Annotated in this window: 16 protein-coding genes; 6 read left to right on the top strand and 10 right to left on the bottom strand. The window is 54.1% G+C overall.

Translation table 11 applies throughout. The annotated features are described in order from the left end of the window. Positions 1 to 117: 117 nt before the first annotated feature. From RDV48_05295 to RDV48_05280, 4 genes are all read right to left on the bottom strand, one after another. The gene (locus RDV48_05295) at positions 118 to 537 is read right to left on the bottom strand and encodes a cytidine deaminase (protein ID MDQ7822192.1); all 420 of its coding nucleotides are present in this window, start codon (positions 535 to 537) and stop codon (positions 118 to 120) included. Then, entirely contained in the window at positions 527 to 739 is a 213-nt protein-coding gene (locus RDV48_05290) for a hypothetical protein (GenBank protein MDQ7822191.1), read from the bottom strand. Before RDV48_05290 ends, RDV48_05295 begins: the two co-directional genes overlap by 11 nt. A gap of 178 nt (positions 740 to 917) precedes the next feature. Further along, the gene (locus tag RDV48_05285) at positions 918 to 1,307 is read right to left on the bottom strand and encodes a hypothetical protein (GenBank protein MDQ7822190.1); all 390 of its coding nucleotides are present in this window, start codon (positions 1,305 to 1,307) and stop codon (positions 918 to 920) included. Continuing rightward, positions 1,304 to 1,951 (bottom strand): DUF4126 domain-containing protein, encoded by a 648-nt coding sequence (locus RDV48_05280; GenBank protein MDQ7822189.1) that lies wholly within the window; start codon positions 1,949 to 1,951, stop codon positions 1,304 to 1,306. The genes RDV48_05285 and RDV48_05280 overlap by 4 nt, the downstream gene beginning before the upstream one ends. 163 nt (positions 1,952 to 2,114) lie before the next feature. On the opposite strand from RDV48_05280, the gene RDV48_05275 reads away from it, so the two are divergent. Further along, positions 2,115 to 2,429: a hypothetical protein gene (locus RDV48_05275; protein ID MDQ7822188.1), complete on the top strand. Its 315-nt coding sequence runs from the start codon at positions 2,115 to 2,117 to the stop codon at positions 2,427 to 2,429. A gap of 18 nt (positions 2,430 to 2,447) precedes the next feature. On the opposite strand, the gene RDV48_05270 is transcribed toward RDV48_05275, so the two are convergent. Continuing rightward, a complete protein-coding gene (locus RDV48_05270) occupies positions 2,448 to 3,440 on the bottom strand; it encodes a hypothetical protein (protein MDQ7822187.1) in 993 nt (330 codons plus the stop codon). 200 nt (positions 3,441 to 3,640) lie between these two features. Between RDV48_05270 and aroB the strand changes: the two genes are divergently transcribed. From aroB to RDV48_05250, 4 genes are all read left to right on the top strand, one after another. Continuing rightward, entirely contained in the window at positions 3,641 to 4,714 is a 1,074-nt protein-coding gene (gene aroB, locus RDV48_05265; protein ID MDQ7822186.1) for a 3-dehydroquinate synthase, read from the top strand. Between the two features lie 274 nt (positions 4,715 to 4,988). Then, a complete protein-coding gene (locus RDV48_05260; GenBank protein MDQ7822185.1) occupies positions 4,989 to 5,885 on the top strand; it encodes a DNA methyltransferase in 897 nt (298 codons plus the stop codon). An 89-nt stretch (positions 5,886 to 5,974) separates the two neighbouring features. Then, positions 5,975 to 6,901: a bifunctional enoyl-CoA hydratase/phosphate acetyltransferase gene (locus RDV48_05255; protein ID MDQ7822184.1), complete on the top strand. Its 927-nt coding sequence runs from the start codon at positions 5,975 to 5,977 to the stop codon at positions 6,899 to 6,901. A gap of 4 nt (positions 6,902 to 6,905) precedes the next feature. Continuing rightward, positions 6,906 to 7,982, top strand: coding sequence for an NUDIX domain-containing protein (locus RDV48_05250; GenBank protein MDQ7822183.1), 1,077 nt, complete (start codon positions 6,906 to 6,908; stop codon positions 7,980 to 7,982). 7 nt (positions 7,983 to 7,989) lie between these two features. Here the strand turns inward: RDV48_05250 and RDV48_05245 are convergent, their stop codons facing one another. Beyond that, positions 7,990 to 9,516, bottom strand: a complete 1,527-nt coding sequence (locus RDV48_05245) for a glycosyltransferase family 39 protein (protein MDQ7822182.1) — start codon at positions 9,514 to 9,516, stop codon at positions 7,990 to 7,992. 261 nt (positions 9,517 to 9,777) lie between these two features. Here RDV48_05245 and RDV48_05240 point away from each other — a divergent pair, with 261 nt between their 5' ends. Beyond that, positions 9,778 to 10,785, top strand: a complete 1,008-nt coding sequence (locus RDV48_05240) for an alcohol dehydrogenase catalytic domain-containing protein (GenBank protein ID MDQ7822181.1) — start codon at positions 9,778 to 9,780, stop codon at positions 10,783 to 10,785. Here the strand turns inward: RDV48_05240 and RDV48_05235 are convergent. The 4 genes from RDV48_05235 to RDV48_05220 all read right to left on the bottom strand — a co-directional run bounded on the left by RDV48_05235 (position 10,782) and on the right by RDV48_05220 (position 15,522). Beyond that, the gene (locus RDV48_05235) at positions 10,782 to 12,083 is read right to left on the bottom strand and encodes a hemolysin family protein (protein MDQ7822180.1); all 1,302 of its coding nucleotides are present in this window, start codon (positions 12,081 to 12,083) and stop codon (positions 10,782 to 10,784) included. The genes RDV48_05240 and RDV48_05235 overlap by 4 nt on opposite strands. 63 nt (positions 12,084 to 12,146) lie before the next feature. After that, on the bottom strand, positions 12,147 to 12,869 hold the full coding sequence (locus RDV48_05230) for a diacylglycerol kinase (GenBank protein ID MDQ7822179.1): 723 nt from the start codon (positions 12,867 to 12,869) through the stop codon (positions 12,147 to 12,149). A gap of 13 nt (positions 12,870 to 12,882) precedes the next feature. Continuing rightward, positions 12,883 to 13,359 (bottom strand): rRNA maturation RNase YbeY, encoded by a 477-nt coding sequence (gene ybeY, locus RDV48_05225; GenBank protein ID MDQ7822178.1) that lies wholly within the window; start codon positions 13,357 to 13,359, stop codon positions 12,883 to 12,885. Positions 13,360 to 13,374: 15 nt separating this feature from the next. After that, complete coding sequence (locus RDV48_05220) at positions 13,375 to 15,522, bottom strand: HDIG domain-containing protein (GenBank protein MDQ7822177.1); 2,148 nt, start codon at positions 15,520 to 15,522, stop codon at positions 13,375 to 13,377. Between the last annotated feature and the right edge of the window lie 22 nt (positions 15,523 to 15,544).

Below are 15,544 nucleotides of genomic sequence, written 5' to 3'. Positions count from 1 at the left end.
ATCTCTTTTCTGGTGGAGTGTTTTTCTCCTTTTATATTGTCCGGCCTTGAGCCTTCCTCCTTCAAGCTTTCCAGGCAGTTTTGAAGCGAGGAGGGAGCGGGCCCTGTGGAGCCCTGTTCAGGCTTCCAGGTTGCGGGGACCGAAACAGTGAGGATAGAGCCCTGCGAGGGTTGTTTTCCTTATGGCGCCTTCCATATTGGCCCCTATGACCACGAAGGCGGGAGCACAGTGCTCTGCCATGACCTGGCGGCAGAGCGCGCAGGGGAAAGGAGCGCTTTTATCGTCAGTGATGACGGCCAGGGCAAGAAAATCCCTTTCCCCCTCGGAAATAGCCTTTTCGAATGCGGTCATCTCGGCATGCCTTGTGAGGGTGTAGGTGGCGTACTCAATGTTGCAGCCGCCGTAAATCCTTCCGCTTCCTGCAAGCACTGCCGCCCCTACCTTGTAATGTGAATAGGGCGCATGAGCATGTTCCCTTGCATCGCGGGCATGGGCTATGAGCCTTGCCTGCCAGTCCCCCTGCAGCTCAGCTTTCATGGCGTGAGAGGATCTCCCCTATATTTATCCTGTTCTTTTTCTCGATTTCCCTGGCCGTCATATCATTGACAAGGGCCTCGCCCTTGAGGGTTTCCTCAAGAGCCTCCCCGTCCCGGCGCGCCATAGCGGCGAGCGCTGAAAGAGCCTCGCTCTCTTCCGCCTTGGGCTTCGATTTACTCTTCTTTACTGACTTGCTTGACATGGGCATTCCCTCCCGGTTATACTGAGTGCGGGCCAGTGGTGTAGACAGAAGTTACTTCGGAACCTGTGGGATTATTCTCGTGCAGGTAAAATCCTGCCCCATATCGGGTGGCGGAAAGAGACGCGCAGGTCATATGTGCTCCTGTCGCCTGTTCCCTGGCTTTTTCTCCTGCAGGCCCCTATCTTCCATAGGCTCCGCCTTCCATGAAGCGCCTCAGGATTGATTTAAGGGCATGGCAGCGAGCGGCGCTGTTTGCCTTTCCCAGAAAGCGCCTGCTGTAGGGAGCCCTGTGAATCACGACGCCGGTGTGAAGCTCCCTGATCTCAAGGGCATTGTTTTTTAACCACTTCGACGAGAAGCCCTCCCAGGGGCCGCCTTCCTCTTTTGCCTCCTGCATGTCAATGCTTGAAGGGAAAAGGACCTCTACCATCTCCCCTGCGGCGAAGCGCTCGTTGCAGAGCACGCTGGTTTTTGAAGCAGTGAGCCTGTATTTTCTCCCCACCACTTCCTGCGAGGTGCTGTCAATGAGGTCAATGTAGCCCTCGGGGTTCTTCTCCTCGTGTATCATGCTGCACCATTCCTTTCAACAGCGCTTTCCCTTTCCGCTCCCCCGGCGGGGAGAGGTGCCTGCCCGGCCCGGGCCTGCCGCTTCAGCACGGATCTGCGGTAGAGCTTCAGGAATAGAAAAATGCCTGCCGTGACGAGAAACACTGCAAGGAGCGGCAGCGCGTAGGATAAAAAGGTGCCTGCAAGGGCCCCTATGTCCTCAATACACGAAATGAAAGGATTGGCAATGCCTCCGGTAAGCCCTGAGGAGGCGAGGCGGATGGCGGCTTTTTTTACGTGGATGAGCTCTGCGATGCTCCCTCCTGCAATGATGCCAAGTATTATCGAAAGGAGAGGATCCATTTTGACGATTACCGCTGAAAAGAGAAGAGTTCCTGCTACCGGCTTGATGATGAGCCCTGCCGAGTCAAGCACATTATCGACTGCGGGGAACTTGTCTCCCAGCACTTCGATTACGGTAGCGGTACCGAAGGCAATAAGGGCATGGGTGGAGCCTATCCAGGTGAAGCTGTCGCCCAGCTGCAGGGCCCCCGTGCGGCTTAGAACGCCTATGACAAAGAGGGGAAGAAAAGCCCGCAGCCCTGCGCAGGCTGCCAGCGAGAAGCCCAGGGCTCCCTCAATGAGAATCATAGGCAGGTGTTCCATCTCGTGTGCCTTTCCCCTGATATTGTTTAAATTTATCTTTTTTTCCCGCGAATCCTTTTTTGCAGGGCCGGCCCCCCGATGAGGAAAAATCATTGAATACCTAGGATATTAGGGGGGAATCTCGAATAGAGAGAGGAGAAACCAGAGGGAAAGAGGGGATACCATGAAGGTATATGAATGGCAGGAGACAGAACATCACTATATTGCCGTCATCAGGCCCAAAGAGCTTTTTGACGTTGCCACTCTTGAAAAACCTACTCAAGGTGAGCCTGAAGCGCGGCTGAGAGCCCACCACCGCCTCACCAACCAGATGGAAGGCTATGCCATCGCTTACTCCAAGGGCGGCCATGCCCTGGAATCTCTCAAGCTGCAACTGGAAAAGAGCCCTGATATCTATGCGGCCCGGGACGACAAGGACCAGGAGAAGCTGAAAAGCGAGCCCCATCAGAAGTCTTCGGTGAAAAGGCTCCAGATATAGCTCACTGGCTTTTCGGGCTCATTCGGTCCAGTACCGGGCATCAAGGGCAAGCACATAGAGGCCCCATCCACCCCAGGTGCCTGAATTGGGGTTATTGCGGAATGAAATGCCGCTTGTCACCATGTCCTGGGCAAGGCTCGCCTGTTTCCATCCCCCCACCTGGATAGTCTTGTTTGAGAGTAAGGGAGATTCCACGATGCCAAGTGACACGCGCTTATTGAGGGCATCTGCCGAGGCATCCTGAGGCGCGTAGTTGCTTGTGGCAAAGGTGAGCTTCTCCTGAACTTCCTGAGCTTTTGAAGGTGCCGCATAGGGGGTGTAATCGTTGACATTGTTCGGGACGTAATACATCCAGTCCTTGCTGTAAAGGGGATCTGTAGCAGTCATCATCTTCATCTCCACCCCTCCCTGAATGGCGATCTTCCTGTCGGTGACGCGGGTGCTGTAAAAAATGTCAGCGCTGTTCGTCGGGCAGTCGCGGAGCAGCATCCACGTGTCGGTGGTGGGATCGGTGAAAACGGGATGGAGCTCGTCAGGGTGAAAAATGACGGCATCATAGCCGCACTCCTGGATGAACTTGTTGGCGGCCTCGGCGTAGCGCTCATAGAAGTAGGGCGTCGCCTTGATGCCGAAGTTGTCATAGGCATATCTCTGGAATATGGTGTAGTTCTGGGGTATTCTCGCGTCGAAGACGTCCTTGATGCTGGCCGTGCCTGTGATAAAGGCTCTCCCGTACATGGAGGTGCTCATCACGTTGAGCCCGCCGTACTGGGCGATGAAAGGCGCCGAATCGGCCTTCATTTTGTTCACAATATCCGAAGGGAAATAATAGGCAAGCACCTCGCTCGACGAGGGATAGGGGCTTAAAGGCGTGGGCGAGGGCGTGACAACCGTCTCTCCAATGTAATTGAAGGCTGAATCGCTGGTGGTATTTGAACATCCTGCTATTATGAGCCCCAGGAGCAGGGGCAGAACGAGAAAAAGGCTGAGTGGCAGGCGCGGCTTATTCATAGGATACCTCCTTAGAAGATGCTATACGATTAAAATTGGCGGTATTGAAAGGAAAACCTTTTTCTTTGCCGCAAATAGGGGAAATAGATCTCAGTTGAAGCCTATGGGCAGGAAGGGCCGCTGCAGAGAGTGCAGGGCAGGAGGTAACGCCTCCCCCGGGCGCGAAGGTACTGGGGAGAATAAACCGCAAGGAGTTCATCATGCACCAGTTGGAAATCATCTGCCCTCTCCCCTCATCGGCGACAAAGCTTTATATCGGCGCTGCTCTGATGGAAAAGACCGCCCTGCTGCTGAGGGAGGCTTCCCTTGAAGGCCCTCTCTTCATCGTCACCAACAGGAAGGTAGGCCCACTCTATGGGGAAAAGCTTGCCCTCTCTCTCAAGGAGGCGGGATATCTCTGTTATTATACGGAAATTCCTGACGGTGAGCGTTATAAGACAATGACATGGGCTCAGAGGCTCCTGGATCTCCTAGTGGACTGCGGCATGGAGCGAACCTCCACGCTGATAGGCCTTGGAGGAGGAGTTGTCTGTGATATCTCCGGTTTTGTGGCGTCAACCTACATGCGCGGTATCCCTCATGTCTTGATCCCTACCACCCTTCTTGCCCAGGTTGACGCGAGCATAGGGGGGAAGACCGGAGTCGATCACCGGCAGGGAAAAAACATGATAGGCACTTTTTACCATCCCCGCCTTATCATCTCCGATACTGATCTGCTGGCAACCCTCGCGAAGCGGCACCTTGCCTGCGGCATGGCAGAAGTGATCAAGTCGGCCCTTATTGCCTCGCCGGAGCTTTTTGAGCTTCTTGACAAGGCATCCGGCAGGGCAGAGGCCCTTGAGGAGATTATTTTTCAGACCTCATCAATAAAAGCTTCGGTGGTCATGAACGATCCCCGGGAGCAGGGGATCAGGGCTCACCTGAACCTGGGCCATACTCTCGGGCACGCCATTGAAACAGCAACCGGCTTCAGGAAGTATCTCCACGGGGAAGCCGTGGCGATCGGCCTGAGAGGGGCATGCCTTCTTGCCGAGAGGATGGGCAGAATCAATCACAAGGTGACCGAGAGGGTGGTGAACCTTCTCAAGGCATGGGCCCTTCCCGTGAAGCTCAGAGATTGTGACAGTGAAGCCGTTTTGAGCGCGCTCCAGCATGACAAGAAAAAAAAGGGAAAGGTCCGTTTCGTGCTCCCATGGGGCATAGGTCATGTGGCCATGACGGATGAAGTGCCTGAATCCCTTGTGGAAACCATTGTTCAGGAGCTCTCCAAGTGACCCTCTGCCTCTGAGAGCACAGAGAACACTCCAGGAAGGAATTCCTGAAAAAAAAGAGAATACTCATCTCGCAACAACATTCCTCAGCAAGAGGCAGGCTTTAACGCCTGCACTTCTTTGCGTACAGCCTGTCCATTTATTTTCCTCAGCCATTCACCCAAGCCCTCTCTCAAGGTTCATTTTGAACCGGTCACTCCTGGAAAAGTCAAGGGATCCCGGATTGTGAGTGAAGCTCCATACCGGGAACTATTGCTTGGAAAAAGGAGGACATTTAATGCCAAGAGAAATGCTTCTGCCCGAGATGGTGAGTCCACCAGCAAGGGCTCAGGAAAAGATGCCAGGAAGAATAAGGCGTCCCTACGCCAATCCATCGTTCTCAGACATCGACATGTCAAGATGGAAAGAATATCTGGGTGATATTATCACTGACAGCCTCTGGCTTTTAGGCGCCCGGGACAGGACAGGCCCCCACGTGGGAGACTACCACGGCAATTTTGTGCCCCAGATAGCCTACCAGGTGATTACAAGGTTTACCAAGCGCGGCGAGCTGGTGCTCGATCTCTTCAGCGGGATGGGAACAACCCTCATAGAGTGCCGCCATCTCGGGAGGCATGGCATAGGGGTTGAACTCAACCACGAAGTGGTGAGAAGCTCCCATGAGAGGATCATGGAGGCGGCAAATCCCCATAATATCAAGACAAGCCTCGTCAATGGAGACTCAACATCGCCGACGGTGCTTGAAAAAGTGAAGATCCTGATAAAAGATCTGGGAAGAACCAATGTGCAGCACGTGGTCCTTCACCCTCCTTACTGGGATATCATCCAGTTCAACGACGATCCCCGTGATCTTGCCTGTGCCCCCACCGGAGAAGAGTTTATCAAGCGTTTTGAACAGGTGGTGAGGCATGCCCATCAGGTGCTTGAGAACCGGCGTTTCATGACCCTGGTGATAGGTGACAAGTATGCCAAGGGCGAGTGGGTTCCCCTGGGATTTGAGTGCATGAACATGTGTCGCCGTGTGGGCTTCAAGCTCAAGGCTATCAACGTGAAGGACATTCAGGGGAATGAGAAGGGCAAGGGGAAGAAGGGGAATCTCTGGAAGTACCGAGCCCTCAAGCAGGGTTTTTATGTATTCAAGCACGAATATATAATGATATTCCAGAAAGTCTGACAGGGATTTTCGCATAGAAAGCCTGAAAACCCTGTCATTCCCCATCACCGGTAGTCATTGAGGCTGCTACACAAGACAGGAGGCAGGGTATGATCAAATCCATGCAGGATGTGCTTGACTATGCGAAAAAATGTCCCTCTCAGAAAATAGCCGTTGTCGCTCCGGAAGATGAGTCGTCCCTTCTGGCGATACAGCACGCCATCGAAGAGGATGTGGCTGAGGCTATTCTTGTAGGAAGCAAGAAGCTGATTGAAGATGAGATGAAGAAGATCGGCATGGGGTTCTCAAAGGTGGAGATCCTGGACGTGGCCGATCACGACAGCGCGGCGAAGCGCTCTGTCGAACTGGTGCACAGGAAAGAGGCGGCCCTTCTCATGAAGGGGAATGTCCACACCGACTGCCTTCTCAAAGCAGTGCTGGACAAGGATGTGGGCCTCAGGAAAGGCACCATAATGAGCCATGCCTTTGCGATGCAGTCACCGCGGTATCACAAGCTTTTTTTCCTCACCGACGTGGCGATGAATATCGCTCCCACTCTCGATCAGAAGGTGCAGATTCTCCAGAACGTGATAGAGCTTGTCCATGACATCTTCGAGGTGCCCCTGGCCAAGGTGGCTGTCCTGGGCGCTGTGGAGACGGTAAACCCCAAGATGCCCTGCACCTATGATGCCGCATGCCTCTCCAAGATGTCGGAGCGCGGCCAGATAAAGCATGCCATCGTTGACGGCCCCCTTGCCTTTGACAATGCCATCTCCTCTGAATCTGCAAAGATAAAGGGCATAGACTCCCCCGTGGCAGGCGATCCCGATATCCTGCTGTTCCCCGAGATCGAATCGGGAAACGTCGTTTACAAAGCCCTCATGTATCTTGCGGACTGTCAATCTGCCGGTATCATCCTGGGCGCCCGGGCACCTATTGTGCTCACGAGCAGGGCAGACGACATGAAAACAAAGCTCAACTCCATAGCCCTCTGCGCCATAGCGTCTCTGAAAGCCAGGGAAAGAGTGCCGGTTTAGCAGTATGTCAGCCAATGTAATAATGTATATCAAGGGAAGCTCCCGCGGGAACCCCGGTCCTGCGGGCGTGGGAGTCATCATTTGTGATCACTGGGGAAGAGTGGTCAAGAAGATCGGCGAATACATCGGGGTCTCAACGACGGCCCAGGCGGAGTTTCGGGCGCTGCTGAGGGGAATCGAGGAAATGCGCTCGATGAATGCCTTCCGCGTCAAGATATTCTCCGACAACGAGCCCCTTATCAAGCACATGACAGGCATCTACAAGGTGAAGGGCGACGAGCTCGTGGGGCTGCTGGAGCAGATAAAGGCGCTCTCCAAAGGCCTCTCCCTGGAGTTTATCCAGATCCATGCCCTCAGAAACAGGGAAGCCGAGCTTCTTGCGAGAGAAGCCCTGGAAAAGGAATCAAGCAAGAGCCTGTCACCCAACCAGGGAAGATCCCCCCAGGGAGCGAGCAAGGGCGAGATTGATATCAAGGCGGTAAGGGCTGCGCTCCAGAGGGCAATGCTGCTGGAAGACATCACGAAAGTGAAGCCTGAAGCTCCTGAGACACCCCTCCACGCGCCGCAGGAGGCCCCGGCCCCGCCTCCCGCAGGCATTGACGAAGGCTCTCTCCAGCATGAAAAGGACCTCATTGACGACCTTTGTCCCGAAGAGCGGGAAGAGCGGCAGATATCGGCGGGGGGAGTGGTCTATAAAAAGGAGGGCCAGAGGATCAAGGTATGTCTCATCGCCAAGAAGGATAAGCGCGTATGGGCGCTCCCCAAGGGACGGCTCCAGCCTGGTGAAAATCTCGAGGAGACGGCCCGCAGGGAGATAGCCGAGGAGACGGGCCATCTTACCGAGGTGCGCGAGAAGATTGACGAGATAAGCTACCATTTTTACTGGAAAGAGGCTAATGTATTCTACCACAAGACGGTCTATTTCTTTCTCATGCCGGTTATCCAGGAGAATTTCTACCCCCGCGACGGTGAAGTCGATGACGTGATCTGGCTGACTCTCGGCGAGGCCTATAAAAAACTCACGTACCTCAATGAAAAAGAGATCCTGCGAAAAGCCCAGAAGATTCTCGTGAAAAGGTAATCCCGTCCTATGGGGAAGGAGGCTTTCCACTCCCCCCCTGAGGCTTTCTGAAAAGCAGCACCAGCACGTCAGAATAGCTGCCTTCCATTGATTCAAAGCTCACGGCGCTCACGTTTTCCATATGGGTGTCAAGCCACTTCGGGATCACAAGCTCCGGATCGCGGATGCGCCAGCCGCAGGAGGCAATGTACCAGATCCTTTCATGGGAGCGTGCTATCTCTTCCAGGGGCCCGGGCATTTCACCGGGGCGTACCATGTATATTGAGGCGTCCTGCGCCAGATAGTACCGGAGGCAATAAATCTGGAAGAAATCCTGGATAAGCATGGCATCGTGGCGCCCTGCCTGGGCGTTCACATAGGTGATGGCTTCCTTCCACCGCTGCTTCTGGAATCCCGGTATGAAGTACCAGTTGTAAAGGGCGCCCGCATTGACAAGCATGTATGCTGCCAGGAAGAGGAGGGCATAATGCCTCAGCCCCCTGGCCCGCAGCCTGTCAAGTACCGCTGCAAGAATCATAAAATAGAAAGGTACCGTGTACGAGAGATATTTCACCGAGAAGAGCTGCCTCAGCCCTGTGAAAGAGACTATGACAAGTAAAACAAGGGGAAGGGCAGTCATGATGAAGAGAAAAAGGAGTGAAGTGTCCCTGCTCCGGCATGCAATGATGCCTGTGAGGGGCACTATCAGGGCAAGGAAGATGACGAGCAGGAAGGGGGCCGTCCAGGGAGGGGCGAGAAATGTGAAGCCGGCGAAGGCGGCGGTGAAGAACTGAATGATCTGCACCGGGTGAAACACGAGGGCCGTCGGGCCTTGGTGGGATGAGAGCTGCACCACAAGGTGAGGGAGCCACGGCGTGAAAGAGAGTGCCGCCGCTGCCATGGCGGCTCCGGCAGCCTTTGCTGAGGGGGAATCCCTGTAGAGCAGCATGAGGGAGAGCCCGTGGGAGGCGATGACGCAGAAGCCGAGGTAGTGGGTGTAGAGGCAGAGAATGAGCAGGAAGCCATAGATAAGAGTGTCCCTGTAAGAGAACCTCTTTGTGAGCCTTATGAAAAAGATCGCGGCGAGGAGGCTCAGCAGGGAGAGCATGGGGTACATCCTTGCTTCCTGTACCGTATAGACCAGCGATGCGCTTATCGCAACGAAAAAGGTGGTCATAAGGGAAACATGCCTGTTGTACAGGGCTCTGGCGAGATATGCCGCGGCAAGGAGCGCCCCTGTTCCTGCAAGAAATGAAGGAACCCTCATGAGGGCCTCACTTGTTCCCAGGGTGGTGAAGAAGTGGAGCACCACGTAGAAAAGGGGCGGGTGGGCATCAAAGCGGGTGATGAACTCCACAAGGGCGGGGAGGCTCATCTTTGCCGCGAACAGTGAAAATCCCTCATCGGCCCACAGGCTGTGACACCCCAGGTGGTACAGGCGAAGCATGGTCCCCAGCAAGAAAAGCAGCAGGAAAGAGGGAACAGTGAGGGCATCATTGACGGGGGCTTTCTCCCCGCGGGGAGAGGGGTGAAGGGAAGAGTCAGGAAGGGTCACATGGGTGCTCCCTGTGCAGAGTTTAAAACTTATTCCTGGAGGACCTTCCATTCTCCTTCCTCGCGGCGGGATGGTGCTCACCTCCATGGCATAGAGGAGAGAGCCTAAAGTGGTAGAATTAGTCTATACTGGCACCCATGGTGAATTCCATGATCCCTGGACAGGTATCAGGAATTCGGCAGTGATTGATACCATGCCATGAGGTTGTCCGGCAGGCTCTGGAGTATAAGAAGCGAATCGATGTAGTGACAAGGGGGAATTATGCGGGCGTTATACTTTGACAGGCAGCTCTCTCTCCTACCAGTGTACCCTCTCCCACCCCGAAAAAACGGCGAGGCTCTCATCAAGGTCCAGCTTGCAGGGATCTGCAGAACTGATGAGGAGATCCTCATGGGATACAGGGATTTCAAAGGCGTGCTGGGCCATGAGTTCGTGGGGATAGTCCAGGATGCTACCAATCACTCCCTCATCGGGAAAAGGGTCGTCGGGGAGATAAACATCGGGTGCGGCGAGTGTCCCCAGTGCCGCAAAGGCATAAAGGAGCACTGCACCAGCCGCAGCGTGATAGGAATCCAGGGTAAGGACGGGTGCTTCGCCGATTACGTGACCCTCCCCGAGGAGAACCTCCACGTGCTGCCTGACGAGATTGGCAATGACAGGGCCATCTTCATAGAGCCCCTCGCCGCGGCCTTCAACATAGTGACAAGCATATGGGTGAAGCCTACCGACAGGGTGGCGATAATCGGCGACGGAAAGCTCGGCATTCTGGTGTCCCAGGTGATGCGGATGAACGGTGCCGAGGTGATCCTGCTGGGCAAGCACAAGAAGAAGCTCTCCATCCTTGAATGGATGGGAATATCGGCCTTCTTTTTTGAGGGATTTGACAGTTCCGGAGTGAAGATAAAGTCCCTCAAGGGAGCAGAGAGCCACCTTGAGAGAGAGAGCTTTGACGTGATAGTCGAGTGCAGCGGCTCGCCAGGAGGCTTTCACGTGGCAAACACCCTCATCGCGCCGCGGGGATGTCTTGTGCTGAAGAGCACCATTGCAGACAAGATGGATTGTGATCTCACCGGGATCGTCGTGAGAGAGCTGCGCGTGATAGGCTCAAGGTGCGGTCCCTTTGTTCCCGCCATAAGGGCGCTCGCGAGCGGCCTCATTGAGGTAAGGCCACTTCTCATGGCGAGGTTCCCCCTGGAGGACTGGGAAGAAGCCTTCGAGATGGTGAGGCATCCCGACAGCCTGAAAGTGGCCTTTGAGGTCAATGACTAGGGTGCCCAGGTGGATTCCCTGCTGCCCCTGACGGGTGTGGCAGGCTCCTGTACATCCTTTTTAATCCTGAGCTTTGTGATCCTCTGGCGCAGGATCTTTTCCACCGTGATGGTGATGCCGTCGGTGTGGAGTGTCTCCCCCGCCGTGGGAATATGACCCGTGAGCCCATACACATAACCGCCGATTGTCTCGAATTCCTCGGTGGGAAGCGAAATGTCAAGCTGGTCGTTTACATCCTCGATAATGGTCTTGGCATCGATGAGATAGGTGCCGTCGTCCATCTCCTCTACGGGCGTGATATCCTTGTCATACTCGTCAGTGATCTCCCCGACGATCTCCTCTATGATGTCCTCTATAGTCACCAGGCCGTCGGTGCCTCCATATTCGTCCACCACGATTGCCATGGCTATCTTTTCCTTCTGCATCTCCCGGAGCATCTCGTCAATCCGCTTGCTTCCGGGGATAAAAAAGGCGGGCCTTATGATCTCCTTGAGGGGCATGTCCATTTTTTTCTCATTCAGCAGGGCAAGGAGGTCCTTGGTATGGACAATACCCACGACCCTGTCAATTGAGTCCTCATAGACAGGGATTCTGGAATAGCCATGGCTCATCGCCGTGTCAAGCACCTTGGTGAGAGGTGTCTTCAGCTCCACTGACACCATGTCCAGGCGGGGGACCATGATCTCCTTCGCTATGGTGTTGGAGAGCTCAAAAACGCTGTGGATCATCTCTTTTTCTTCTTCTTCAAGAATTCCCTGCTCTGAAGCCTCTTCCACCATCATTTTCAGGTCGTCCTCCGTGACGGTCCCCTTGGAATCCTTTTTGCCATAGATCCTGGTGATTGGCGAGATCATGAAAAGAAAGACCTTGAGGAAAGGAGTGGAGATCTTCCTGGCGAGTAAGAGAAGGCGCGTCATCTTCAATGCTATTTTTTCGGCCTTGCCGGGGATCACTTCCCATGGGATGAGCTCAGCGAGGATGAAAAAGATCACGACGAGCGCAATAATTCCCAGAATTGACAGAACGGGGAGCGACGAGGCCTCTTTTGCCCAGAACCCCACGGCGATTCCCAGCATGAGGATGAGCACCCCGTGAAGAATCTTTACAATAAGCACCACATCAAGGGAAGTATTGAGAAGTTCGCTGAGGAGTTCAGCGTTTTCTATCTCTTCCCCGACAAGCTGCTTGAGCCTCGACCTATTGATGAGAAGTAAAGTAGTATGTACTATCGATGCCATTGCTACCAGGATTAACAGAGGGACAATCACCAGTAGCAGGTGCGATTCAGAGTCGTCCAAAAAATATCGTCCTCACTTTCCAGTCCTATTATACCATATGGAGGCAAAATTGTGAAAGAGGGCTCAGAGAAAAATGAGCTTCAGGTTCGAAAAGAGGGCGAAGACCACGAGGCTTGCAAGGATACCGATAAGGGCTCCCAGCACCACTTCCAGCCAGCGGTGAAATTTCGCCTCCACACGGCTCTGCGCCACAAGGAGGGCCAGCATGAAGGCAAGTGACGTGGCTAGTACGTTCCTTGTGATGCACAGGATCGCGGTGCTTGCGGCAAAGGCGAGCGCCGCGTGGCCGCTCACAATCCCTCCCCTTGTAAAGCTCCCCCTTCCCCCCATGGATTTAAAGATCATCACCACAATAAGGATAAGTACTATCAGAATGACTATGGCATGGGTGTACTGCTGCTTTATCTTGTTTATCACATCGCTCAGAATTGGCTTTTTTATGGCGGGAAGAATGATCAGATAGCCGGCAGCGAGGGCGTTTACCGTGGTGACGAGGACGGCGCCTGCAGAGACATCTTTTGCAATTTTTGCGAGGGGGTGGTGAGAGAGCGTGAGGAGGTTCACGATGGCCTCCACGGCCGTGTTGAATGTCTCTGCCATGAGGACCAGGGTGATGGAGAAGAATATGAACATCAGGTCGCTCCGGTCAATATCGATCCACAGGCAGGTGAGGAGCACCAGGATGGCGATAACCACATGAATCTTGAGGTTCCTCTCCGTCTTGAGGGCATAAATCAGCCCGTTGATGGCGCAGTTTATCGTATCCAGAATCGGCGGCTGTTTCATAGGATTTTTCAGGCTACGGGATGGATGAGGATACTGCAGGCGATTCCAAAAGCTCCCCCGAGCGCTTTTCCATCGCCGCGCGTTCTCCCGGCTTATCGTCGTCATATCCCCTCAGGTGAAGTATTCCATGGGCAATGAGGATTGCCAGTTCCCTTTTTACCGGGTGAGAATGCTCCTCTGCCTGGCGGCGGGCAGTTTCCAGAGAGATCACCACGTCGCCGAGAAGCCTGCGGACCCCTTTCCCCGGGGGCAGGAGCATCTTATGGCCTTCTTCCATAGGGAAGGCAAGCACGTCAGTCGGGGTGTCCTTTCCTCTGTGCTCCCTGTTGAGCCTTCTGATGGTCTCGTCATCGACCAGCATGAGGGAGAGCTCGCAGGGAAAGGGAAGAGAGAGCTCTTCCAGAATTTTTTTTGCGATGGTCCGCGCAAAGGTCTTGAAGCGCCCCTTTGGTGAGCCTTCAGTGTCCACGAGAATTTTTATCGTTGTCATCTTCCATCCCCCGGTCTACTTTTGAGAAAGCTTGTTGGTCGGCTTCGCAAAGGTATAGAGCTTTCTTACCTTTGCCGCGTCTGAGATGTCTTTCTCGATTTTTTCAGGGTATTCTATACGCGTGTGATACATGCCGTTCATGGTCTTTATGAATGACTTCTTGAGGTCGTTGATGTTCTTGAAGGAGAGCTCGCACTCGTCAAGCTGGCCGTCCTTGAGCATGTCATTGATGATCTGCGTGACGAGGTTCTCAATCCTGTTGGTGTTGGGCTGTGAGAGGGAGCGGGCGGCAGCCTCTATCGAGTCGGCTATCATGATGAGGGCGGCCTCCTTGGTTTTCGGCTTCGGGCCGTGGTAGCGGAAATCCTCTTCAATGATTGACTCGGTGCATTTCATCTTGGCCTGGTGATAGAAGTAGGCCACCAGCGAGGTGCCATGGTGCTGCACGATGATATCCGTTATCGGCTCGGGGAGCTGGTACTGCTTGGCAAGCTCCAGGCCGTATTTGACATGGGATATGATGATGAGGGTGCTGAGGGACGGAGCCAGCTTCTCATGGGGATTTTCCATGCCAAGCTGGTTTTCGATGAAAAGATAGGGTCTTTTCAGCTTTCCCACGTCATGGTAATAGGCTCCCACTCTCGAGAGGAGAGGATCGGCTCCCACGGCCTGCGCGGCAGACTCGGCGAGGTTTCCCACTATGATGCTGTGGTGGTAGGTGCCGGGCGCCTCGATGAGGAGGCGCTGCAGGAGAGGCTCTGCGGGGTTTGAGAGCTCGAGAAGCTTTATATTGGTGGTGATGGAGAAGAGGTTCTCGATGAAGAGCATGGCGCCGATCGCCACAAGGCAGGAAAAGGTCCCGTTGAGGCCTCCCCATATGAAGGAGTTTATCGATATCATCTTGAGGGATTCCTTGTTGATGAGGCTGAAGACGCCTGCCGAGAGAATGTTGGTCACGACGACGATCAGGGTGGCCGTGATAAGATCCCACCTCCGGGTCACTTTTGAAACGCTCAGGACGGCCACGGTGCCGGTAATCAGGGCCACGGCCCCGGGAGCGATGTTGCCGGTGAATATGGAGATAAGTATGCTCAGGAATGCTGTAATAAAAAGGGCAAGGCGGTAATCCATCAGCATGGTCACGAGGATTGAAGCCGTTGCAATGGGCGTGAGGAAGCCGGATATCTTTGTGGACCACCGGGAGATGACGGCAACGGCCACGACGATGATGCTCAGCAGAAAGAGAAGGCGGTCATCCTGGAAAATCTTGGGCTGGTGCTGCTTCAGGTACTGGAGCACGATAAGAATGACTATCACCACGAGGATGGCAGCCCCCGCAAGGCCCTCTATGTCAATGTTGGGCCTGTAGATGCCCATCTCCTCGAGTATCTCAATCTGCTTGGGGGTGACCAGCTCACCTTTCCTGATGATAATCTGGCCCTTGGGGATCTCAAAGGTGATGGGCTTCACCTCGGCAATCCTTCTCTGCTGCTCCCTGATGGTGGCGTTCCAGTCAACGATGATGTTGGGCTTCATGGCGTTACCCAGCATATCTGAAATCGCGGCGATGTAGTCGGAGGGAATTCTGAGGGCCGAGGCTTTCTCCCTTGCCTTCTTTATCGAGATCATAAGCGTCTCATCCTTGATGCCCTTTTCCATCTCGCCGCGGATAATATTCATGACGGTGAGCTTCATGTTATTTTCCAGGAATTCAGGATCGGCATTCATGAGGGTGGTGTAAGTTTTTTCCGCCATGGGGATGGGGATTTTCTGGCGGATCTCCAGGACTGCCTCATCCCTGCCGTCCTGGAGATCTCCCTTGATGACCTTCTGGATCTCGGCGATTCCTGCGAACGAATCCTCGATGCTCTTGAGCACTTTCGCGTTGATTGTGGTATCGATGCTGTAAACAGTGTTTACTTCTTTGGCCGCCTTCATTTTGGCCTCTTCGGTGCCGGCCTTGTCCTCCTTCTCGATGGATCGTGGAGCGGCGATGTCAAAGGGGGCCACGTCAGATATCGAGAGCGGCTTGAAGGGAAAATAGTTCACCGAGAGAAGGGAGGTGAGGGTAATCCAGATAAAGAGGAACATAAGGGTGTCTATCGTTGCCTTGTTCCTTATTTTCGTTGAGAGCGTCTTTTTCAGCCTGTCGAAGAAACTCACGTCTCATTCACTCCTGGACTGG

This window comes from Candidatus Eremiobacterota bacterium (assembly GCA_031082125.1).
GTDB lineage: Bacteria > Vulcanimicrobiota > CADAWZ01 > CADAWZ01 > Ess09-12 > Ess09-12.
Note: the sequence above shows the minus strand (reverse complement) of the source record. Positions and strands in the feature narration are given on the sequence as shown.